The sequence below is a fragment of the Pseudomonas sp. FW306-02-D09B genome, from assembly GCF_058782685.1.
In genome coordinates this window covers 91705-112562 of the sequence record NZ_JBYSXY010000006.1, presented here as the reverse complement: position 1 = coordinate 112562, position 20858 = coordinate 91705, and the positions used below count along the sequence as shown (strand labels likewise).

The following is a 20858-nucleotide window of genomic DNA, read 5'->3' as shown; positions in this document are numbered from 1 at the left end:
CCCTGCAACAGCTTGCGCTTGGGTCGACAAGGCAACACCGTACCGAAAAGGTCAGGTGATGCACTCAGTTTCCGCGGCCGCCCCGCTTCACGTTGAGCGGAAAAGGCCAAAGGCGGTGCGGGCGCGTGTTGCATTTGGTCTTTGAGACCGTCCTGTTGCGGACGATGCTCAAGCCTGAAGCTATTTCATGCGGATAGAGCCCGCTTGATTGATGACTGACCTGTTTCCTGCGACGTTATTTTGACGCAATTGCACTGACTTTCTATTTATATTTATCGTAGTGACGCACTATTGACGCGATAGCGATGTGCCTACTATGCTCAATTTAACTTGATAAGGAATCCTTCATCCGACAAAAGCATACTCCTCTGCTCAGGGAGGCGATGTTATGCACCTGACACTTTTTATTAAATCCGTTTTGTTATTAATACTCCTGAATGGTGCGACCATTTCTAGTGCTCAGGCGGCCAGTTTGGTCTATGAATCTAATTGCATGAGCAACTCTGGCGAGGATTTAGGGCCTCAACCAGGCATGCTGATCAAAGAGCGCGCGGGTGGCAACGCCATTGGCTTTCACACCGACTTCTCCGGTGATTCTGACACACAGAGCATTGCGACCAAGGGCGTGCTTAACAATGGGGTCAACGCTCTCGGCGAGTGGGTCAGCTTCCTTGGGCCGTGCGCCAATGCTTCTTCATTTAACAGTTTGATTGCGGCACTTGCCAATGGCCAGTTCAGGGTGGGTCGGCATGTCCAGGGTATAGGTCTGGCTGGGACAGCCAATGCTTATATCAATCAACGGAGTGCGGTACCGCTTCCTGCGGCAGCATGGTTATTTTCTTCCGCGTTGTTTGGATTTATCGTGTTTGCCAATCGACGGAAGGTGTAGGTAGTGCTTTCGTACAATGCCTCCCCATGGTCGGATCGCTGTAACCGAACCAGCTCTGCAACAGATGCACGCGCAGCATCGTCATCAACGTAGAGGCCGGACGAACCGCCCTCGCCCTTCGGCAATGTATTTCAGGGCTTCCTTAATGTCGGCGCATCTCTGCAGTTCAGCGTGCGCAACAAGAACATTGGGTTACCAAGCACATAGCGACTGAATAACCGCTTTGGCTCACACATCAGCCTGAATACCCACTCACAACCGAGACGACGCACCCATTGTGGAGCCCGAACAACCTTGCCACCGAGAAAATCCAGAATCGCCCCGCCGCACACTATCAGGCATGGCACGCCGCTGGCAGCCAGCCTGGCAGCAACGGCTTCTTGCCTGGGCATGCCCATGCCCAGCACAATCAATTCTGGCTGCAGTTGCCGGGCAAGGTTGATGTAGGCATCCACCTCAGCAAAACCATGGTGAGCAGAAACTACATTGACCGCAAATACCGCTTCGCTACGCTGCACCGCATTCGCTAGAAAGGGCTCTGTAGTGCCCCAAAAAGCCACGCGCCGGCCCTTGAAAGCGGCCAGTAATTTGGGGATAAAATCCGTGCCATTCATATTTAACCCCGGCACCAAGCCGAATCGGCGAAACAGGATAGCCATGCCGGAGCCATCCCGTAGTAACACGTCAGCAGCGGACAGCGCGTTATAGTAATCGGTGTTGCCCGCCACCAAGTTCATGGCAAAGGCATTGACGAATCCAAGTACTGTCGCCGCCTCAGGCTTGGACAAAGCATCAATCAATCCTTGCTCATCATCGAGATCACTGACCACCCTGAGTTTCTGGATAATCGTTTGCCAGTTGTGCTGCCAAGCAAAAGCGCACATTAATTGTCATCTCGCTTCGAACGCACCCACTCAACTTGGCGCTTAAGCAAAAAGCCTAGATACAGGGGTATTTTTTTCACCACGTAGAACGGCGCATACAACAAGGCTGAAAAAGATATAATCTCGCGACCACATTGGCTCCATGCCAGCAAGATAGCCACATTCAATAGTGCCACCCCGGCAGAAGCGATTAATGCTGGAGCCAAAGCTCCAAACAGCATAAACACCAACCATGACAGACTAAAAACAGCCCCCAACACTATAGTCAATAAGGCCAACGGAGGGACCCATAAATCCAGCGTCATCGCCAGGAGGTTCCAGTTACGCCGGCTGATCGACTCTACAAACAACTTTGGCGCATCGCCAAGGATTACCCCCAGATGACCATGCTCCCAGCGCGTACGCTGGATACTTAAGCCTTCATCACTGCGAGGAAAATAACTGGTCACCAGGGCATCGGGGCAAAACAAAGGCGGCTTACCACTGCGGCAGAAATCGAAGCCCATCTTCAAATCTTCGACGATGTGACCACTGGCTAAATTGATCAACGCCAGATCCCGCCAGACGAAAGCCATTCCCGTACCCATTAACTGACAGGGCAAACCAAGCCAAGCCCAACCTTGCGGCCGCACCAGATTCTTCACTCGCCAGGCAAACTCGGCAAACCGCACTTTTAGCCCGGAACCTGCTGGAGCAAGCATTAAATTAAGTGCCTGCGTTGGCCGCCCTGAGTCGATGCAACACATTGCCAAACGCTCAATAGAGCCCTCACCCACCTGGCAATCAGCATCGACAATGATCACGACGTCCGGCGCAACGCTCGCTAAATGACGTACCCCAAAGTCCAGCGCGTAACCTTTGCCACACTGCTGATCATTGCTGCGTTCCACCACCTCGGCTCCCGCCGTGCGGGCCAGCGCGGCCGTGTCATCAGAACAGTTGTCCGCCACCACCAATAAGCGATCGCCCTCTAGCAACTGCGGCCGAATGCTATTTAACGTCGCGACGATCATCGAGGATTCGTTGTGTGCCGGTACCAACACCGCCACCCGCAGCCGCGATCTTTGCGCCGACGAGCGCAACCGCACAGGCAGGCAGGCCAGCAGCACCTGCAAAAACAGCACCAACACCGGCAGGACTATGAGCACCAGCAGTGTACTGAACAGCCAATCAAGTAAGGTGATCATGCTTGCGCCCTAAACAAATTAGCCAACTTGGCCGCTTCGGTATCGATATCGTGTCGCTCCAGCACTCTCTGATAAGCCGCCTCGCCCATCCGCTGCAACACCTCGACGGGTTGCGCGAGGCAGTCCGCCAGCACCGCCGCCAACTCATCCACAGCTCCAGCGGGAAACAACCAACCGTTCTCACCCTGACGCACTAACTCGGGAATGCCCGCCACATAGGTCGTCAGTACTGGCCGGCGCAAGGCCATGGCCTCCATGATTACTACCGGCAAGCCCTCGGCGAAGCTCGGCAACACCAAGGCCCGCGCTGCAAGAATTTCCGCCCGCACCTGCTCACTGCTAATCCAGCCAGTGATTCGCACCTGCGCTTGCAAACCATGCAGTGCAATCAGGGCTTCGATTTGCGCACGTATTTCCCCGTCGCCGGCCAGTACTATCTCGAACACCACGGCTTGCGCTGCCAGGATACGGGCGGCCTCAAGCAGCAACAGTTGGCCCTTCTGCTCACACAAGCGACCCACGCAGACCAACCGCGGTACGGACGGTACGGCAACTGCAGGTACATCGTGAAACGCCCGCTCCAGCCCACAATGCACCACCTTTACCCTTGCCCAGTGCGCATGAGCTACCCAGCGAAACAGCTGGCTGCGTCCATAAGAGCTGATAGCCGCGACAAAAGCCGCGCGCCGGACTTTCTCGCCCAAATGAATAAACTGCGGTTTGTCGAACTCTTCCGGGCCGTGCACCGTAAAACTGTACGCTGGCCCGCCGAGTGCATTGGCCAGCATCACCACCTCGGTTGAGTTAGTGCCGAAATGCGCATGCACATGCTCGGCGCCGAACGCCTGCAACCAAAACAGCAGGCGACATGCCTCGGACAAATAGACCAAATGGTACGGCCAGGGCCGATCGGCATGCCGGCCCATACGTAGCGCCAGCCACAACGCCGAAAAAAAGCGTCGCGGCTGGGCGCGCAGTACCTTCAGCACAGGCACTAACAGCTCTTTGACTCCGCCCTGCAACACATAGGAAGTTTTACTGCGCTCGGACACGTCCTCGGCATCCACCAACTCGGCATCCCAACCACGCAGAGCAATGCGCTGCACCACAAAGCCCTGGCGCTCTAACGCCAAAATCTCGCGACGAATGAAGCTATGGCTGACCTTGGGGTATTGATTGATCAAATAAGCGATACGCATAGGAACCAGCTTAGATGTCGTTGCGGTGAACTATTACTACAGGTAGTTTTACAGTAGTACAATTATCAAAAACGTCAACAAGCACCACGGGGTTTATTCCGATCCTTGCATTTTTTCCGAGCAATACCCCACCTGGAATTTTTGCTCCGGTACCTTATATACACGTCGAAACCAATAGTTGAAACAGTGTCGCCCGGCAACTGACCAAGAGCGACTACTGCAATTTCATGCTGTCAGGCCCGACAGTCAAATATCGACCTGATGAGCGCGTGTGTTAGTTGCACAACGTCCCATTAACACACTATCTATCCTTGAAAAAATATCATCTAGAAGCTCATAACGCCTGCGGTACATGGCACGTTTTTTTGAAGGAATACAATCAAGCGATTTTTTGGACAATACCATGGGGATTTCAAAAAAGTCTTCGCGCTCTGACGGAATCGCTCCATGTTCCAACCATATGGCATCATAATCAGCCGCCAGGTCTTGAGCTTTTTCAGCCCCAAAATATGGATGACGATGATGACGATATCCATCCCCTATCGCATAAATCTTTTCAACACCAACACTGCTTGCAATATACTTAATAGCTTCGATCAGAAGACTTCTTGGGCGAAGGCCTTCGAAATCTTTTGTCAGTGCTCTATAAATATCCAAAGACCTGTCACTCTCTACGCCTTTGTGTATCCCTTGAACGGCACCGATAAAAATACATAACTCAACTTCCGTGCGACACAAGGTGAACGCTATTGATGCAATACGCAAATCACCCTGAAACAAATTCAGCACTAACTCCCCTTCACGCATAAACCATACCGGACGATCCAGAACCAAGGAACAACCAACAGAGCACCCCGACAAGTCACTCAACATCAAGCTGTCATTTCGTCCCAGAAGTAATAGCCGCGGACAGCTTTTTGTGACGACTTCGTAATGCGAGGCCAAGACACCAAATCTATCCTGAGGTCTCCAGCATCGACTGATGTACGGCCAATGAACAACACCGACACAATCACCTCCCAACTTCTCAAAACCGGTCTTGCCCAGGGTATTCGACATACGCCACAAAAACAACTTTAGCTCGGACCAGTTTTTTCCAACTAAAATCAGTAATACAAGCTTATTTTTCAACGCCCTGAAGGAATACCCTGCATGTAAAGAAAACACGCTTTTTAGTATCAGCCAATCATTCATAGCCGTCTCACTTGTATTCGATCAACGCCGTCTTGCCGGCGCCCAATCTGTGCAACAGAAACTTGACTTGCCCGAGCATCTCGGGAAATTTGCTCAGCACCAGAAAGAAGGCCTGCAGCCAGTTTTCGCGCGCTGATCTATCGCCCCGGCGAGCCAAGCGCACCACTTGCAGTGGATAGACCAGCAGCAGAAGCAGCCCAAACCATCCCAACACCAAACTCGCGATCATAGTCGCCAGCGGGACACCCAAGCCCCAGAGCCAGGCCCGGCGCGACTCACGCTGCCAATGTTGCTCCGGTGCGGCCCCATGCAAAAATGCGCCCTCGGCAAAGGCATAGCCACCACGCAGGGTACGCCGCCACCATTGGCCGAAGCGGGTCATGGCCGCATCGTGCAAGGTCATTTCGTCAGCCAGGCGCCAGACTTTCCATCCATTCGCACGCAGACGTACACACAACTCAGGCTCTTCCCCGGCAATAAGATCCGCTCGAAAACCAGACACTGCGGCGAACGCTTCAGCCCGTATCAGCGCATCGCCACCACACGCCTTGGCCTCACCTATCGGGGTATCCCATTCAAGATCACACAACAAGTTGTAAATCGAACGCTGTGGAAAACGTTCACGGCGCCGTCCACAGACCACCGCAACCTCAGGCTGAGCATCAAGAAAGGCCTGCGCCCGGGGCAGCCAGCCACCGACAACCTCGCAATCACCATCGACAAACTGCACATACCGCATCGCCGGCAATAAACGTTGCACGCAGGCAAATCCTTCATTGCGCGCGCGCGCAGCCGTAAAGGGAATCGACATATCCAACTCAACCACCTCGACCCCAAGCCGCCGTGCCATCTGGACTGAACCATCCGTTGATCCAGAGTCGACATAAATAACCTTCTGCGCCGCACCGCCCAGCGAAGCCAGGCAACGCTCAAGCCGCAGGCCTTCATTGCGACCGATAACAACGATACCGATACCAGTAGCCATTGAGTTCACTCAGCGATGTAAAACTGCTCGATATCGTCCACCGGAGGGTTCATAAGCATTCCCTTGCTTCTGCGCGCTGCCTTTTCTTGATAGTCGCAGGCACGCCCACTGCCACCGAGTCGTCCGGTACATCTGTCAGCACCACGGCATTGGCACCAATCACGACGTTGTTACCAATGCGGATATTGCCCAGCACCTTGGCACCGGCACCGATATCAACGTTGTTACCCATCACCGGGGCAATCGGCTCATCCACATTCTTGAGCCCCACGACCACGCCATTGCGGATACGGCAATCATCGCCGAACTGAGCATAACCACTGATCACGATTCCGCCGAAATGATCGATGACGAAGTTGCGCCCGATCACCACCTCACACGGTAGCTCGATACCCGTCACGATCTGCACCAATTTGAAGAGCACTTTGTATATAAAGGAGAACAACTTACGCAAGAATGCCGGGCGCACTCCGTAGCGCCAGCGCCCAAAGCGATAAACCAGCATCACCCAGAACCCCTGAGCAGCCCAATCACCAGCGTATGCACGCAAGTCCGCACGTATATTTTCGAACATAAGGTTGACCTACCGTGTTGGTCGGCTAGCAAATTGGGTATCGCGCAGCAACGCCCAAGTATCACGAGCATGCTGCCAACATGCCCCTATGGCGGCCCGGCCGCGGCCTTTCAATAGAGCCTTGAGCGCCAGAATCAGATCACCCAGGCTCACCAGTAACATATGAGAGGCCAAACCCAGTAGACCGTGGTGCTTGCGAAAGTACAAAAGCTCGCTTTCGATTTGTAACCTGGGTATCTGTCGACTGACCACATTGAGCTCGACAACCGATTTGGCACTTTCACCGCCGATATGCACCACCGTGGTATGCGGGTAATAAACCACCTTCCAACCGGCCTGTTTAACGCGTTTGCAGTGATCGACCTCCTCGTAGTAAAGAAAGTAGCGCGGGTCGAACAAACCAACCTGATCGATGACTTCACGGCGGATCAAGTAATAGCAGCCGGGCACCCAGTCACACTCACGGACCGAGGCATGATCCCAGTCCATGTCGTCGACCCTCTTCACCACAGGGAAAAAGCGCTCAAGCCCTGTACGCGAGAGGAAGACATTCAACGGCGTCGGAAAATAGCGACAGGAGGGCTGCAAATCACCCTCTCGCCCAACCAGCCGAACGCCAAGGACTCCGCAATCAGGGTGAGCCGCCATGTAATCGAGGGTCTTGCTCAGGGTATCAGCAGCAACGAATGCATCGGTATTGAGGAGCAACGCGTACTCGCCCTGCAGGTGCTCAACCAATTGATTGTTGGCACGACCAAAGCCAACATTATTTTCATTGGCCAGCAGCAATGCCTCTGGGCAAACCGTTGCCAGGCACTCTAGCGAGTTATCGACAGAGGCATTGTCCACCACTAAATAGCGCGTTCGATCCGCACTATTTGACTCGCGCAACGCGTTAAACATGGGCTGCAGCAGAGTCGCTGTATTGTAGTTAACTACCAGCACATCAAGAGGAGCACTAATCATTGGGTTGCTCCCCAAAAAAGTGTTGAACTCTCATTGCCACAAGCGCCCCAACCACTACGCCAAGCGCCAGCAGCAGGGGCAGCAGCACCCATAACGAAACAACGCGAATGATGCGATCACCATTCATGGCCAGTACTCCCACTGCCGAAGACAATAGTATCCAATGGCCAAAGACGATTAACTCTTTGAGCGCAGAGCGGTCCCACTGTAGACGGTTAGGCGGTCCCTCAAACCAGAAATGACCCAGTAGAGTGCTGACCATCGCGGCGACCAGACCTGCAACCACCAGCGACCAGATAGACCTGGTGAAGTAACCGGCACCCAGCATCACCAGCAGGCCGGCAAGCTGGGACGCAAACTCGGCGAGCACCACTTTCTTTTGCTGGAAATCGCGAACGGCCAAGTCGAGTTTCGTCGACTGGAACCCAAAGATGATCGCGGTAAAACCGGTAAAGACCAACACCAGCGGCAACTCCGGTGCGGCATAGGTGGAATTGGCCGACCACAAATTGATGACTTGCGCAAACCAGGTGAAGCCCGCGATTAGAAGTGTCGAAGCAAAAAGGACAACACCACGCAAGATCTGCACGGTCCAGGCGGTATTGAGAAACACTGGATCGTCGCCACGCGGGCTCTGGATAATGTTCTGGCGCAAACCGACATCGGAAAGCAAGTGCAGAACCACCGAAACGGTGGTGGCGATGATCATTACGCCGAAAATTTCCGGCATCAGCAGACGGGCCATTACCAGGTTGCCGCCCAAGCGAATGGCTTGAGACGTTACAAGCGCCCCCAGATTCCATGCCCCAGCAGATATCGCTCGCCTGCGAAGGCTCAACGATGGCGATAAATCAATTGGAGGCATGACATCAACCCCAAACTCAAATGGTACGCACGTTACTATAGCTACAATTGGTCATCTCACTAGCCGTTGCTCACCAATCCATGAGTTCAAGAATCCATGCCTGAGCACTTTCGCGCGTTAATCGTCATTCTAGTTTTAGCTGGCATCGTTTTTGCCCTAGTGTGCTGTTTTGAAAATAACTTACCCATTAGCTCGTAAAGCCATTGCCTCACGGGCTCGCTGTATCTTGTTCAAGATATCTTCGCCCTTCGCATTCCAGACGTGGCGTGTCGGCTGTGCATTTCGCAGTGCCAGGAACGTGGTGATCGAGCTTTCCAGTTCGCGAACCGAGCTGAAACTACCGTCACGCAGGCATGTTGACGCTCGATGCAGCTGATCAAGCGTCCTTGAAGATAATCCAGCGCAGTGAACAAGGTGACCGTGCCGTGGCGGATATAGTCATGCGATTGCGTACGGATATGCCCGATACCAAGAGGCAGACCAGGCTGCGAGCGTTCCAAGGCTTGAACCTGGCTTTTCTCATGGTAAGTAGGCCGAAGGAATTTCACCTTCAGCCTCTCGCAGAACCGTACGTGAGTCTCTCAACCCATACGGCTCCCGTTACCCAGTCGAGCCTCATTTCCAAAGACATGCCAGTGCACAAACAACGATGGGCAGGCTTTCTTTATTCGGTTAAGCCAATCAACACTGCGGCACTTGTGCCCCGCCAGCGGTTTGTATTTCTGACGGGCCCAAGGGCGCGACAGCCAGCGCGCAGATCTATAGCTTGGTCGAAACTGCCAAAGCCAACGGCCAAGAGCCCTATACGTGGCTGCACCACGTACTGGAATGCCTACCGCAAGCTACTTCGGTAGAAGACTTCGAAGCCTTGCTGCCGTGGAACTGTTCCCCAACTATCTCGTGCTAAATACCCACATCGGTTTTTTGCCATGTGTGGTTTATGGGTCGCTCACAACGCACTGGTATCACGTGAGCATCAAACAGCGCCTTGAAGGTCGTTTGATAGACTTGGCGGAGATGGTCAATGACGAGGTCAGATTGAATGAGCTTCTGTCCGCGCAATGTGAAGACTTCCAAGTGACTGAAGTACAGGTGTCTACGCCGGGCTGGATAAATCGTGGCCCGAGCTGGCGCATGGAACTTCTGCGTGGCATTTCCCTTGGCTATGACAAAAACGAGGTCGTGGTATGCCTGCTTGAAGTCGAAAGCGGTCAGGTCTACACCGACTCTCATGACCGCTCGTCCGACGTCAACACTCTGACCAACCTCCGGAAAATTTACTGAGAAACGACAAGATTTTCGAATGCTGTAACGCGAATTTTGCAGCGTAACGGAGCCATTGTTACCGAGCAGAAATTGAGTTACACCCAACGAATACGCACTCAGGAGCGTATAAATGCTGAATACGCGCGATATACTTTCGTTACACACCAATTTTAGCAACATCAAGAGATCTCAAGAAATACCAAAGCCTGATTTTTCTCAAAACACGTAACGGGACCCATAGAATATTTAGCCTGGGAGCTTCACTGCTTACCCTGTGTTCCAACACTTCTTTATGAACATGTGGTACTTCATTAAAGAGTCGTTCCAGCATTGCTGGTTCCGACTCACCAGAAAGCGACCCAGAATAATGAATGATATTTGAACTTTTCATGGACGGTGTCGCTGATGGACCGACGATATGCCCAGGAAAAGCCATGTGATGTTCCACAAGGCTTAAGTGGCGCCACCTGATATTATTCTTTACCAGCACGGGAGAAATAACAACTTGATCGGCATACCATGCAGACCCTGAACTGCTTGCCAGTTTACTTTTCAGTAGTTTTTCGAATGCTGAAAAATAGCGTTCAGCAAAACAACTACTTCTACGCCAGACAAATGCACCCGAGTTAAAGTAAGCACGCACTTTTACCACCGGACTTTCTAGTGATATCCATGGAAGCTCATCGAAATTGGCGCCTACCAACTTGCACAACGACTGCCAATAAGGACAATTTTTTGCAACCCCCTCATGTATAGCTGGCGGAAGATATTCTGCACGGGCGGCAAAATCAACGTCTAAATCTAACAGCAGCCCCGATGGCTCCGATGCAATCAAAATATCACTATCAAGCCAAGAAATTAAATCAGTTGTTGCATTACATTGCGCCCAATATACCGCCGCCGGTTTATTTGAATAGTTAAACCAAGGCGCCACATTATATGCACTATCATCGACGTAGGTCACATCTAACTCGCACATTGCACGCAACGTTGCTCGCGAAAGGGGTGCACCAACACGTGCCTTTACTGCAAATACTGTACAATTTGCCAACCGACCGCCAAATTTTCTAAGCGTTTTGATCATAAGGAGAGTTTGATTTTCAAGCCGCCCACTTTCAATACAACAAACAAACGAAATCGATGGAGTTGAAACCTCACTAGATCTGCAATCCCGCGCAACAAACACCTGCCGATCTAAATTTAAAGAATTAGACATTTGATATAAATCCCTCATTGAGCAATCGAAACCCACGAGAATAATTCAACGAACTTGTGAACCCATATATATTTGGCATGCCTGTAGGAAAGCGCCGTTCAACTTTCCGCAACCGCTCGGCAAGTTGAAAAACCCGTGGCGCTCAGCGCTATTTACTGCGAAACGTCCCGTACGCACCGCCTTGTCGGGCTTTTTAGTTCATTTCTCCGTGTTACATGCGCAACTCGCCCATACCCATCAGCTGTTTTCGAACTATCCACAGGGTTAACAGGGCGAACAGCGTGGTCAGCTGAGCGGTGTTTTTCATCAGTCCACGAAAGCGCACTTTCACATAACCGAACTGGCGCTTGATCACTCGAAAAGGATGCTCAACCCTGGCCCGCGTCTGGGCTTTGCAATACTCGATTTTGCGCTTGGCCTTGTAGAACAGGCTGCGTTTATTGAGCCTGGAATAGGTGCTGCGCCGCGCGGTGATCTGCCAGATCACCTCACGATTTTCATGCCCCTCACATTTCTCGACACTGGTGTGCCCCGCGTCGGCATACACCGTGTTTCCATCGCCGTGCAGCAGCTGCGCAACTTGGGTGACGTCGGCCACATTCGCCGCCGTGCCGTGAACGTGATGAACCAGCCCCGATTCCACATCAGCGCCGATATGCGCCTTCACTCCGAAGAAATATTGATTACCTTTCTTCGTTTGATGCATTTCAGGATCACGCTTGCCGTCTTCGTTCTTGGTCGAGCTGGGCGCATGGATAATCGTGGCATCGACGATGGTGCCTTGACGCTGGGAAAGGCCTTTTTCCTGCAAATAACCATTGATGACCGCGAGGATCGCCAGCGCCAACTTATGCTTTTCCAGCAAATGCCGGAAATTCATGATCATGGTGTCTTCAGGAATCGGCGCGCTCAAGGTCAGATGGGCGAACTGGCGCATGGGAGTGATTTCATACAGTGCTCCCTCCATTGCCGGGTCACTCAGCGAGAACCAGCTCTGCAACAGGTGAATACGCAGCATGGTTTCCAACGAATACGGTTTGCGGCCACCGCCAGCCTTTGGGTAATACGGCTCAATCAACGTCAGCAAGCCGCTCCAGAGCACGACCTGATCCATCTCGGCAAGGAATCGTTCGTAGCGTGTTTGCTTACGCTTGCCGGCGAATTCGAAATCGGAAAAGCTCATCTGGCTCATCTGGCTCATCTGGCTCATCTGGCTCATGGGCGGCTCGGGTCAGGTGGTGAGGGTGTATTTCTCCACGGTTGAAGACTTGTTCGGAGATTCCGTAGATAGCTGTCGAGAAAAGCACGCTTTCACCTCGAGGGACCAATCGGACACACGATCCGATATTGAATTCACCATAGATTGCTTCCGGCGTTTTTCAAGGTAGTTGTCGCGTTGACCGTGTTTTTTAAAAGCTCAGCGCCCAGTTGCAACCGGTAATCCCGTTGCGGACGATGAAGCGCAAGCCCAAACCCGGTTTACCCAGACTTTTCGATCGACCGAAGTACCGGCAGCGCAACGTCATTGAGCGGATGTTCGGCTGGCTGTAAGAGAACCGCCGCATCGCAACACGGTTTCGACAAACTCGCGAAAGCTTTGCGGCAATGGTTTCGCTGGTCTGTTCCATGCGGCGCTTGCGACACTGTTTTTCGTACAAAACCTAGAGTGTGCTAGCGGCATGGCAGATCGAGACTATAGTAGCCGCTAGACATTGGGTGAGGGATGTTGCTATGCCTTCGATCGAGTTGTCGTCACCGCAGAGCCTTCGCAAGCGGGTCATCTGGGCTGGGGCGTTGAATATCGGGTGTATGCTGGCTTCCCACGCCATGCGACTGGGCGGCAACCTGGTGATCACCCGCCTGCTGGTGCCGGAAATGTTCGGCGTGATGGCCATCGTCACCACCGTTTCGGTGCTGCTGCTACTGCTTTCTGATGTTGGCCTGCGGCAGAACATTATCCAAAGCCCACGAGGCGACGACCCGCTGTTTCTCAATACCATGTGGACAGTGCAGATCGTCCGCGGTTTTGTGCTGTTTCTCCTGATGCAGCTGCTGGCCCTCTGTGCCTGGTTCGCGCAGCACATTCAACTGTGGCCGGCGCACACCACCTATGCCGCTGCAGAGCTGCCGCTGGCGTTGGCACTAACCGGCTTTTTCGCGGTTATTTACGGCTTCCAGTCGACCAAGGTCGATGTGGCCATCCGTACGTTTCAGCAGAAGAAGGTGGTGCTCGCGGAACTGATCACGCAGCTCGCCGGCCTGGTGGTGATGCTGGTGGCCGGCTACTTCACCCGCTCTATCTGGTCGCTGGTGGCGGCGAGCCTATTGGCCACCTTGGTCTACACTGTCCTCAGTCACCTGATGTTCCAGGGCCCGAACAACCGCCCGCAGTGGGACCCGGCGGCGCTCCGCGAGATGCTCGACTACGGCCGTTGGATACTGTTGTCGTCCGCGGTGGGGGTCCTGGCCATGCAGGGTGACCGGATCTGGTTCGGCGGCAGCATGTCGGTCATGGAACTGGGGGTTTACTCCATCGCCGTGAGCATCCTTGGAACCATCCAGTTGAGCCTGCAGCGGCTGGCCGGGGCAGTCGCCCTGCCGGCCCTCAGTGAAGCGGCGAGAAGTGGCGACAAGGAGCGGTTGCGCAACCTTTACTATCGCTTCAGGCTGTTGTTCGACCTAGTCTCGCTGTTCGCCTGCGGCTTCTTGCTGACCGCCAGCCCACTGATCATCGGCTGGTTATACGACGCACGTTATGCCGGCGCCGGCAGCATTATGGCTATCCTCTCGCTGTCCCTCTTTACCTTGCGCTTCACTCTGGCGCACCAGATCTGGCTGGCCCTCGGGCTGACCAAGTACCTGGCCATGGATAACATCATCCGGGTCATTTCACTGTTCATCCTGCTGCCGTTGCTTTTGGCCATCGGTGGGGTGACCTATGCGATCTGGGGTGTCGCCCTGCATACCTACTTGACGCTTTTCCTGATTTACAAGGTCAGTCGCCAACTGGGTCTTTTTGACCTGAGGCGCGAGCTTGCAGTGCTACCTGCTCTGGCGCTCGGAGCCTTGTTCGGGGCGTTGCTCGTCAGGCTCTTTGCCTGAGCCCGGGCGAGCCCTGTGTCGAATATCGTCGCTGTTCGTACTTTGTGAATCTTCAGGGGTGGAAGTACGAAAATGTGAAGGGACTTGGTTGCAGGAGGCTCGACGTGCCTGGCTCTGGGACAGTGCCACTAATGACGCTACTAGGCTGGGTCACGTTGGACTGGGCAGTGCTGCTGGCGCTGCTAGTCTACCCATCGTAGGTGGTGCGTCTGGCGCGCCGTAACCGCAGTTCGGCGTGAGAGAACTGGCTACAGGCGTTCTTCCTGGTCCAGGGGAGGTTTCCCGAGATGCTCGGGCAGGTAAAGCTCGTCCTGGCAGGTTCGGTGCCAGCAGGTCGGATGTGATCGAGTACAAGTGAGGACCCCATGATCTATAGAGCGGTACTGAAAAGCACATGGCTTTCCTGCAACAGATTGAGCGCAGCACTCCCGCGGGGCTGGATCTGCATGTGATTCTGGATAACAGTTCGACCCACAAAGGGGAAGGAAGAGCTCACCTCGCTAGCCGCTTCAGGGACGAGCTGATTGGGCTGCGGCTAACGAGGGTGGCAATTTAACACTAGCCCACCTGACCTATCTCGCTCACCTTAACCACCCTACCAGCCTGCAGGTGAACTGCGGGCGAGGAATCATCATGCCTAAAGTACAGCGCGACTCTCATCATGGTGCGGGGCATGCCTCATGCAGACGCCAGATAGATTTGAGCAAGCCAACCACTTCACCCGTTAATCAGCATTGCAAAAAATGGGGTGACCATAGATTTCATTAAACCATTACACTCGGCGACTGAAAAAGGTCAACTGCTTCATTGGATCTCAGGCAACGTGATCGGTGTATGTCACCAGAAACGGGAAGTCTTCTTCAGAGCTTTCCTAAAAAGCGAAGTAACAGAAAACTATCGAGTTCTTCTCAGGTTTTTTGCTTTTAACCTCCTAAGCATAACCATTACCGACCGCAGGAGAGGCACCCTGTCAAAGATGGAAGGTTCATGCAGGTCCGTCCGCGAGGGCCTTTGATAGCCAAGATTCCAGGTAAAATAGTAAGCTAGAATCTCTTTGTTCTTTTGAATAAGCGTATTGAGAGCAGCGTCATAATGCATCGGACCTCCGTCAGGATGTCCCGGTGGCCGCTCCAGAACCTGGAATAAAAAATCCCTCAATTTCCCAAAGCATTTCCCGTTTACAGCATAGAAATGGGACAAATGTATTGGCCGGTCGACCACTTCCCAAGCAGGCAAGCTTGAGTTCCCTTCAAACGGATGCCCAAAATAGACGATGTCCCACTCCATACCTTCCAGAGACTCGATGGCCTGTCTCCCATATTGAGGAATGTGTCTGGAAAACTGTATGTCGTCCTCCATGATCAAGATATTTTTCAAATTCAGGCGCATTGCCTCTTCCAGCACCCCCAGATGACTCAAAAAGCAGCCTCTGGCCCCGACGCTCGGGAAGCCATTTCTCTCACTGGGCGTAACAGCCTCAAAAAAGCCTATTTTTTCATCATCAATTTGAAAGCCGTTACGAGCGAATTCTTCTACTGTTTCTAAACGGCGATCCTTTCTTGACGAGATATTGATGATTCTTGCTCGATCAAAATAGTCGATCACGTTCATCCGTCAGATCCTCAGCGCAGGCGATCAGGGCAGTTGGATTGCAGTATAGGTAAGCGATGACCAGCAGCCCGGCAAGCTGGGACGCAAACTCGGCGAGCACCACTTTCTTTTGCTGGAAATCGCGAACGGCCAAGTCGAGTTTCGTCGACTGGAACCCAAAGATGATCGCGGTAAAACCGGTAAAGACCAACACCAGCGGCAACTCCGGTGCGGCATAGGTGGAATTGGCCGACCACAAATTGATGACTTGCGCAAACCAGGTGAAGCCCGCGATTAGAAGTGTCGAAGCAAAAAGGACAACACCACGCAAGATCTGCACGGTCCAGGCGGTATTGAGAAACACTGGATCGTCGCCACGCGGGCTCTGGATAATGTTCTGGCGCAAACCGACATCGGAAAGCAAGTGCAGAACCACCGAAACGGTGGTGGCGATGATCATTACGCCGAACATTTCCGGCATCAGCAGACGGGCCATTACCAGGTTGCCGCCCAAGCGAATGGCTTGAGAGGCTACAAGCGCACCCAGATTCCATGCCCCAGCAGATATCGCTCGCCTGCGAAGGCTCAACGATGGCGATAAATCAATTGGAGGCATGACATCAACCCCAAACTCAAATGGTACGCACGTTACTATAGCTACAATTGGTCATCTCACTAGCCGTTGCTCACCAATCCATGAGTTCAAGAATCCATGCCTGAGCACTTTCGCGCGTTAATCGTCATTCTAGTTTTAGCTGGTATCGTTTTTGCCCTGGCGCGTCGACCAGCAGTAGACCTGATCCCACACCACGACTTCACTCGTCGCCGCAATCTGTGGTTCGCATTGACGCTACTGGCCTTTGTCTCGCACAGTTTCTGGGTGTACGCGGGCATTGCCGCTATTATTTTGACCGTCGCACGACAACGCGAACGCAATCCTCTGGCACTGTTTTTCCTTCTGCTGTTTCTCATCCCGCCGGCCCCGGCAGAGATTCCCGGCTTCGGCCTGATCAACTATTTTTTTGCACTTAACCATATTCGTCTGCTCGCATTGTGTCTGTTGTTGCCGGCTTTTTTCATGCTACGCAGGCAAGCAAGCACACTGAGCTTCGGACGCACCTGGCCTGACAAACTGCTAGCGGCCTACCTCTTGCTGACGAGTCTGCTTTACCTGCGTAACACCACGCTGACCGACAACCTGCGCCAGACGCTCTACCTGTTCACAGACGTTTTTTTGCCTTACTACGTTGCCAGCAGGGCACTGAAGGAACTCAGCGACTTCAAGGATGCTCTGTTGGGATTTGTACTCGCCGCCATGGTGCTGGCGCTTATTGGTCTCGTCGAATTTGCCCGCCATTGGCTGCTGTACAACGCGCTGATTGTCGCCCTGGACATGCACTGGGGAATGTCCAGCTACCTGAATCGTGGTGATTCATTACGCGCCAGCGCCACCACCGGCCAGGCAATCGCACTGGGTTACGTCATTAGCGTGGCCATCGGCTTTTACCTGTTCTTGCGCGAGAGCGTACGCAGCCGATTGCAGCAATGCCTCGGCGCGCTCTTGCTGGCTGGCGGTCTGTTTGCACCGGTGTCGCGTGGCCCCTGGATTGGCGCAGCCGTCATGATCACCGTGTTCATCGCCACCGGCCGTAAAGCTGTCAAACGCCTGATGCTTCTGGCAATCGCCGGAGCGCTCGCCCTTCCCCTGCTGGCCATCGTGCCTGGCGGGCAAAAATTCCTGGATCTGCTACCGTTCATCGGTACGGTAGACGTAGAGAACATCACGTACCGGCAGCGCTTGATTGACAACTCAGTGATCGTCATCCAGCGCAACCCTTGGTTGGGCTCTTTCGATTACCGCAACACTCCTGAGATGCAGTCCATGATTCAGGGCGAGGGCGTCATCGATATTGTGAATACCTATATCGCCCTGGCGCTGGACATCGGCCTGATCGGATTGACGCTATTCGTGGTTTTTTTCGCCACTGTGCTGCTCGGCATCCGTACGGCAATACGCTCGTTCCCCAACAAAGACGATGAGGCGCGCCGACTCGGACGTGCGCTGTTGGCGGTACTGGCCGGGATACTGGTGACCATCTTTACCGTTAGCAGTATCACGGTGATCCCCGTGGTGTATTGGTCGGTGGCCGGACTGGGTGTGGCCTATGCTCAGATGGTGCGCAGGCTCAAGCGCACTGAGACTGCAAGCAGTGCGAGCGCCAACCTTCAACTCCGGTAACGCTCATGACCTCTTTTTTTCACCGCCCCCATATGCTGCTAGTGGTTCTCCTGCCCCTTGCTATTTGGCCGTTTAGCACCTGGGCGTCAGATTGGGTCTCCAGCGTGGATGAGCGCAGTGGCCTGCCAATGCTGGCGCGCGGTGGCAACCCTGTAGTTTCTTCTTCATTCGCCTTCTGGGGGAGCCACTGGGAATGGGCGGATTTGCCGACCGCGTTCAAAGTGAACTCCCCTTATAGCTACTCCCTTGCAGGCAAGAACAAAAACCTGGATTTCGACGTAAGTGCGCAGATTCAGAAGGAAGACGAGCAAAAGTTAACCTGGAACATTGCCCTGGATGCACACAGCATGATGCCGGACGTGATGGGCGGAGGCATCGTCTTCAAGTTCGATCCTGCCCTTTACAATGGAGAAATGGGTGAGCCGGCTTTGCTACCCGACAACCGCGGCTGGTCCTGGGGGAATACACAAAGCCGACGCATTGAGATGCGTTTTGAGCCTGCACTGGCAAGTGTGTACTTTGAACCGGGTGATAAATCTCAGGTGCGTGCTTTTTTTTACAAGAACACGATCAAACCCGGCCGCCAAAATTTCAAAGCCACTTTGAGCCTATCTGGCGATGTGGTACTCGGTCCGACCACAACCGAGCGCTTCGGGCTGGCGGACACAAGGAGCTGGCCGAGTGACACGCTCGACTGGAAAACCTCGCCGGTCGATCTGTCCTTTCTTAACGCTCACGAAAAACCTGCAGGTAAGCGCGGCTTCGTCAAAGTATCCGGCGAGCAACTGCTATTCGCGGACAACACCCCGGCGCGCTTCTGGGGCACTAACCTGGCGGCCTATACGCTGTTTCTTACGCCAGACGATGCAATCAAGCAGCAGGCCAAACGCCTGTCGGCACTCGGGTTCAATCTCGTACGACTGCACCACCATGACTCCCCATGGGTCATCCCAAACATCTTTCTCGACAGACACCTCACACGTGACACCCAGCAACTAAGCCCGGATTCGCTGAAAAAAATTGACTGGTGGATCAAGTGCCTCAAAGACGAGGGCATTTATGTATGGCTCGATATGCACGTCGAGCGAGCCCTCACGGCAAACGACAACATCTATGGCTTCGACGAAATGCCAAAAGATGACAGGAACGACGCCGGCCTCAAGGGCTATGCGTATGTAAATATCACTATTCAGCAGGCGATGAAGCGCTTTGCCCAAGCCTATTTGACCCATGTAAACACCTACACCGGACTCGCCTACAAAGACGATCCGGCGATCGCCGCCGTACTGATTACCAACGAAAACGATGTCACCCAGCACTTTGGCAACGCCCTATTACCAGACAAACGAGTGCCAAAGCACAACCGGATCTACATGGCCGAGGCCAAGGCCTTTGCGAACCAGCACAATCTATCCGCAAGCCAGACCTGGCGCTCCTGGGAGCCCGGCCCTGCCAAGCTGTTCCTTAACGATTTGGAGCGACGTTTCAACGTAGACATGATTCAACACCTACGTGAATCAGGAGTGAAGGTACCCATCGCCACGACCAGTACCTGGGGTGGCAATGGCCTTAACGCCCTACCGGCCCTTACCGCTGGCGACCTGATCGACGTCCATAGCTACGGTGGCTCTGGGCAGCTAGAGAAAAACCCGATCACCAGTGACGGTTTACTGCACTGGATTGCCGCCGGCCAAGTCATAGGCAAACCCCTGACCGTCACCGAGTGGAACACTGAACCCTTCCCGACACCCGACCGCCACTCGCTGCCACTCTATATGGCTGGCACCGCCAGCCACCAAGGCTGGGACGCACTGATCCACTATGCCTACAGCCAGGAGCCGCTAACCGGCGAATGGATGAGTGCCAGCAACTGGCACGCCTATAACGACCCTGCCCTGCTGGCCACCCTGCCCGCCGCCGCCTTGCTTTACCGCCGAGGCGACGTTCGCGAAGCAATGACGACCTATGTCTTCGCGCCGACGCCAAGCACGCTATTCAACCAACCCATCACACCGACCAACGCTGTTCTACTGCGTACCGCCATGGAGAAAGGCAAACTGCAGATCGCCATGCCACAGACGCCAGAATTACCTTGGTTGCAGCAGAGCATTATCTCGAGCAATGCCCAGGTGTTTCATGACCCCAACCAGTCGCTGCTGGACGCCAATGCCAGCGAGTCCACGACAGACACTGGCGAGTTAAAGCACAACTGGAAACAAGGCATCTACACCATCAATACGCCACGCACCCAAGCAGCAACCGGCTGGATCGGCGGCGAATCGATCAGCCTTGGCAACATCCAGGTTCAAGTGAAGACCGCTAATGCCAGTGTGGTGGTGCAAAGCCTGGACAGCGCGCCTATCGGCCGATCGCAAGACTTACTGATTTCACTGGGTACCCGTGCCATCCCCAAAGACGACAACAAAACACCTTTTTATGTCGAGCCCCTCAAAGGCACCCTGACAATCCAGGCACCGCAAGGCTTGACACTTTTCACCCACGGCATCCTTGCGCAAATGAAGGAGCTGCCCGCCACCTACTTTGATGGAGGCTATACGATCAAGTTCGACGGCCAACAGATGTCCAATTGGTTATTTTTGAAAAAAAGCGTTCTGCAAGCTACAACTTCAGGTGACGCACAAACAAAACTTGCCGAAACAGCACCATCAAGCACGCCGGCAAGCCAATAACTAACCCGTCTA

At 53.7% G+C, this 20858-nt stretch carries 14 protein-coding genes and 6 pseudogenes; 6 read left to right on the top strand and 14 right to left on the bottom strand.

All coding sequences use genetic code 11. The features are described 5' to 3' along the window. The first annotated feature begins 388 nt into the window (after positions 1-388). Complete coding sequence (locus AC3WK5_RS12465) at positions 389-889, top strand: hypothetical protein (RefSeq protein WP_177474853.1); 501 nt, start codon at positions 389-391, stop codon at positions 887-889. A 2-nt stretch (positions 890-891) separates the two neighbouring features. On the opposite strand, the pseudogene AC3WK5_RS12460 reads toward AC3WK5_RS12465, so the two are convergent. The 10 genes and pseudogenes from AC3WK5_RS12460 to AC3WK5_RS12415 all read right to left on the bottom strand — a co-directional run. Next, positions 892-1011, bottom strand: a pseudogene (locus AC3WK5_RS12460) (transposase); the annotation flags it as partial. A 9-nt stretch (positions 1012-1020) separates the two neighbouring features. Beyond that, the gene (locus AC3WK5_RS12455; protein WP_103315161.1) at positions 1021-1773 is read right to left on the bottom strand and encodes a WecB/TagA/CpsF family glycosyltransferase; all 753 of its coding nucleotides are present in this window, start codon (positions 1771-1773) and stop codon (positions 1021-1023) included. Beyond that, complete coding sequence (locus tag AC3WK5_RS12450) at positions 1773-2960, bottom strand: glycosyltransferase family 2 protein (protein WP_103315160.1); 1188 nt, start codon at positions 2958-2960, stop codon at positions 1773-1775. Before AC3WK5_RS12450 ends, AC3WK5_RS12455 begins: the two co-directional genes overlap by 1 nt. Beyond that, positions 2957-4159 carry a glycosyltransferase family 4 protein gene (locus AC3WK5_RS12445; RefSeq protein WP_054596708.1) on the bottom strand — a complete coding sequence of 401 codons (1203 nt, stop codon included), beginning with the start codon at positions 4157-4159 and terminating at the stop codon, positions 2957-2959. Before AC3WK5_RS12445 ends, AC3WK5_RS12450 begins: the two co-directional genes overlap by 4 nt. Positions 4160-4405: 246 nt before the next feature. Beyond that, positions 4406-5353, bottom strand: coding sequence for a DUF535 family protein (locus AC3WK5_RS12440; protein ID WP_103315159.1), 948 nt, complete (start codon positions 5351-5353; stop codon positions 4406-4408). A 7-nt stretch (positions 5354-5360) separates the two neighbouring features. Then, positions 5361-6338 carry a glycosyltransferase family 2 protein gene (locus tag AC3WK5_RS12435; RefSeq protein WP_103315158.1) on the bottom strand — a complete coding sequence of 326 codons (978 nt, stop codon included), beginning with the start codon at positions 6336-6338 and terminating at the stop codon, positions 5361-5363. 49 nt (positions 6339-6387) lie between these two features. After that, the gene (locus AC3WK5_RS12430) at positions 6388-6912 is read right to left on the bottom strand and encodes a serine O-acetyltransferase (RefSeq protein WP_054596705.1); all 525 of its coding nucleotides are present in this window, start codon (positions 6910-6912) and stop codon (positions 6388-6390) included. A 9-nt stretch (positions 6913-6921) separates the two neighbouring features. Continuing rightward, the gene (locus tag AC3WK5_RS12425; RefSeq protein ID WP_103315157.1) at positions 6922-7878 is read right to left on the bottom strand and encodes a glycosyltransferase family 2 protein; all 957 of its coding nucleotides are present in this window, start codon (positions 7876-7878) and stop codon (positions 6922-6924) included. Between the two features lie 37 nt (positions 7879-7915). Further along, positions 7916-8743, bottom strand: a pseudogene (locus AC3WK5_RS12420) (oligosaccharide flippase family protein); the annotation flags it as partial. Between the two features lie 180 nt (positions 8744-8923). Beyond that, positions 8924-9264 (bottom strand): annotated as a pseudogene (locus tag AC3WK5_RS12415) (IS630 family transposase); the annotation flags it as partial. A 200-nt stretch (positions 9265-9464) separates the two neighbouring features. Between AC3WK5_RS12415 and AC3WK5_RS12410 the strand changes: the two are divergent. Continuing rightward, positions 9465-9650: pseudogene (locus AC3WK5_RS12410) on the top strand (transposase domain-containing protein); the annotation flags it as partial. A gap of 516 nt (positions 9651-10166) precedes the next feature. Here the strand turns inward: AC3WK5_RS12410 and AC3WK5_RS12405 are convergent. Further along, a complete protein-coding gene (locus AC3WK5_RS12405; RefSeq protein WP_146039801.1) occupies positions 10167-11225 on the bottom strand; it encodes a GT-B fold glycosyltransferase domain-containing protein in 1059 nt (352 codons plus the stop codon). Between the two features lie 211 nt (positions 11226-11436). Next, positions 11437-12417: an IS5 family transposase gene (locus tag AC3WK5_RS12400; RefSeq protein ID WP_103315297.1), complete on the bottom strand. Its 981-nt coding sequence runs from the start codon at positions 12415-12417 to the stop codon at positions 11437-11439. A 233-nt stretch (positions 12418-12650) separates the two neighbouring features. Here AC3WK5_RS12400 and AC3WK5_RS12395 point away from each other — a divergent pair. After that, positions 12651-12890, top strand: a pseudogene (locus AC3WK5_RS12395) (IS5/IS1182 family transposase); the annotation flags it as partial. A 66-nt stretch (positions 12891-12956) separates the two neighbouring features. Next, positions 12957-14327, top strand: coding sequence for an oligosaccharide flippase family protein (locus AC3WK5_RS12390; RefSeq protein WP_103315155.1), 1371 nt, complete (start codon positions 12957-12959; stop codon positions 14325-14327). Between the two features lie 894 nt (positions 14328-15221). Here the strand turns inward: AC3WK5_RS12390 and AC3WK5_RS12385 are convergent. Next, positions 15222-15938 carry a glycosyltransferase family 25 protein gene (locus tag AC3WK5_RS12385; protein ID WP_054596700.1) on the bottom strand — a complete coding sequence of 239 codons (717 nt, stop codon included), beginning with the start codon at positions 15936-15938 and terminating at the stop codon, positions 15222-15224. Positions 15939-15984: 46 nt separating this feature from the next. Beyond that, positions 15985-16533: pseudogene (locus tag AC3WK5_RS12380) on the bottom strand (oligosaccharide flippase family protein); the annotation flags it as partial. Positions 16534-16629: 96 nt separating this feature from the next. Here AC3WK5_RS12380 and AC3WK5_RS12375 point away from each other — a divergent pair. Beyond that, the gene (locus AC3WK5_RS12375; protein WP_103315154.1) at positions 16630-18156 is read left to right on the top strand and encodes an O-antigen ligase family protein; all 1527 of its coding nucleotides are present in this window, start codon (positions 16630-16632) and stop codon (positions 18154-18156) included. Positions 18157-18161: 5 nt separating this feature from the next. Beyond that, positions 18162-20846 (top strand): cellulase family glycosylhydrolase, encoded by a 2685-nt coding sequence (locus tag AC3WK5_RS12370; protein ID WP_103315153.1) that lies wholly within the window; start codon positions 18162-18164, stop codon positions 20844-20846. Positions 20847-20858 lie beyond the last annotated feature (12 nt).

What these genes read in the sequence shown, in the direction of transcription:
- AC3WK5_RS12385 (WP_054596700.1), bottom strand. Translation starts at nt 15,938, where the DNA reads ATGAACGTGATCGACTATTTTGATCGAGCAAGAATCATCAATATCTCG.
- AC3WK5_RS12455 (WP_103315161.1), bottom strand. Translation starts at nt 1,773, where the DNA reads ATGTGCGCTTTTGCTTGGCAGCACAACTGGCAAACGATTATCCAGAAA.
- AC3WK5_RS12400 (WP_103315297.1), bottom strand. Translation starts at nt 12,417, where the DNA reads ATGAGCCAGATGAGCTTTTCCGATTTCGAATTCGCCGGCAAGCGTAAG.
- AC3WK5_RS12435 (WP_103315158.1), bottom strand. Translation starts at nt 6,338, where the DNA reads ATGGCTACTGGTATCGGTATCGTTGTTATCGGTCGCAATGAAGGCCTG.
- AC3WK5_RS12450 (WP_103315160.1), bottom strand. Translation starts at nt 2,960, where the DNA reads ATGATCACCTTACTTGATTGGCTGTTCAGTACACTGCTGGTGCTCATA.
- AC3WK5_RS12440 (WP_103315159.1), bottom strand. Translation starts at nt 5,353, where the DNA reads ATGAATGATTGGCTGATACTAAAAAGCGTGTTTTCTTTACATGCAGGG.
- AC3WK5_RS12375 (WP_103315154.1), top strand. Translation starts at nt 16,630, where the DNA reads ATGCCTGAGCACTTTCGCGCGTTAATCGTCATTCTAGTTTTAGCTGGT.
- AC3WK5_RS12425 (WP_103315157.1), bottom strand. Translation starts at nt 7,878, where the DNA reads ATGATTAGTGCTCCTCTTGATGTGCTGGTAGTTAACTACAATACAGCG.
- AC3WK5_RS12370 (WP_103315153.1), top strand. Translation starts at nt 18,162, where the DNA reads ATGACCTCTTTTTTTCACCGCCCCCATATGCTGCTAGTGGTTCTCCTG.
- AC3WK5_RS12390 (WP_103315155.1), top strand. Translation starts at nt 12,957, where the DNA reads ATGCCTTCGATCGAGTTGTCGTCACCGCAGAGCCTTCGCAAGCGGGTC.
- AC3WK5_RS12430 (WP_054596705.1), bottom strand. Translation starts at nt 6,912, where the DNA reads ATGTTCGAAAATATACGTGCGGACTTGCGTGCATACGCTGGTGATTGG.
- AC3WK5_RS12445 (WP_054596708.1), bottom strand. Translation starts at nt 4,159, where the DNA reads ATGCGTATCGCTTATTTGATCAATCAATACCCCAAGGTCAGCCATAGC.
- AC3WK5_RS12465 (WP_177474853.1), top strand. Translation starts at nt 389, where the DNA reads ATGCACCTGACACTTTTTATTAAATCCGTTTTGTTATTAATACTCCTG.
- AC3WK5_RS12405 (WP_146039801.1), bottom strand. Translation starts at nt 11,225, where the DNA reads ATGTCTAATTCTTTAAATTTAGATCGGCAGGTGTTTGTTGCGCGGGAT.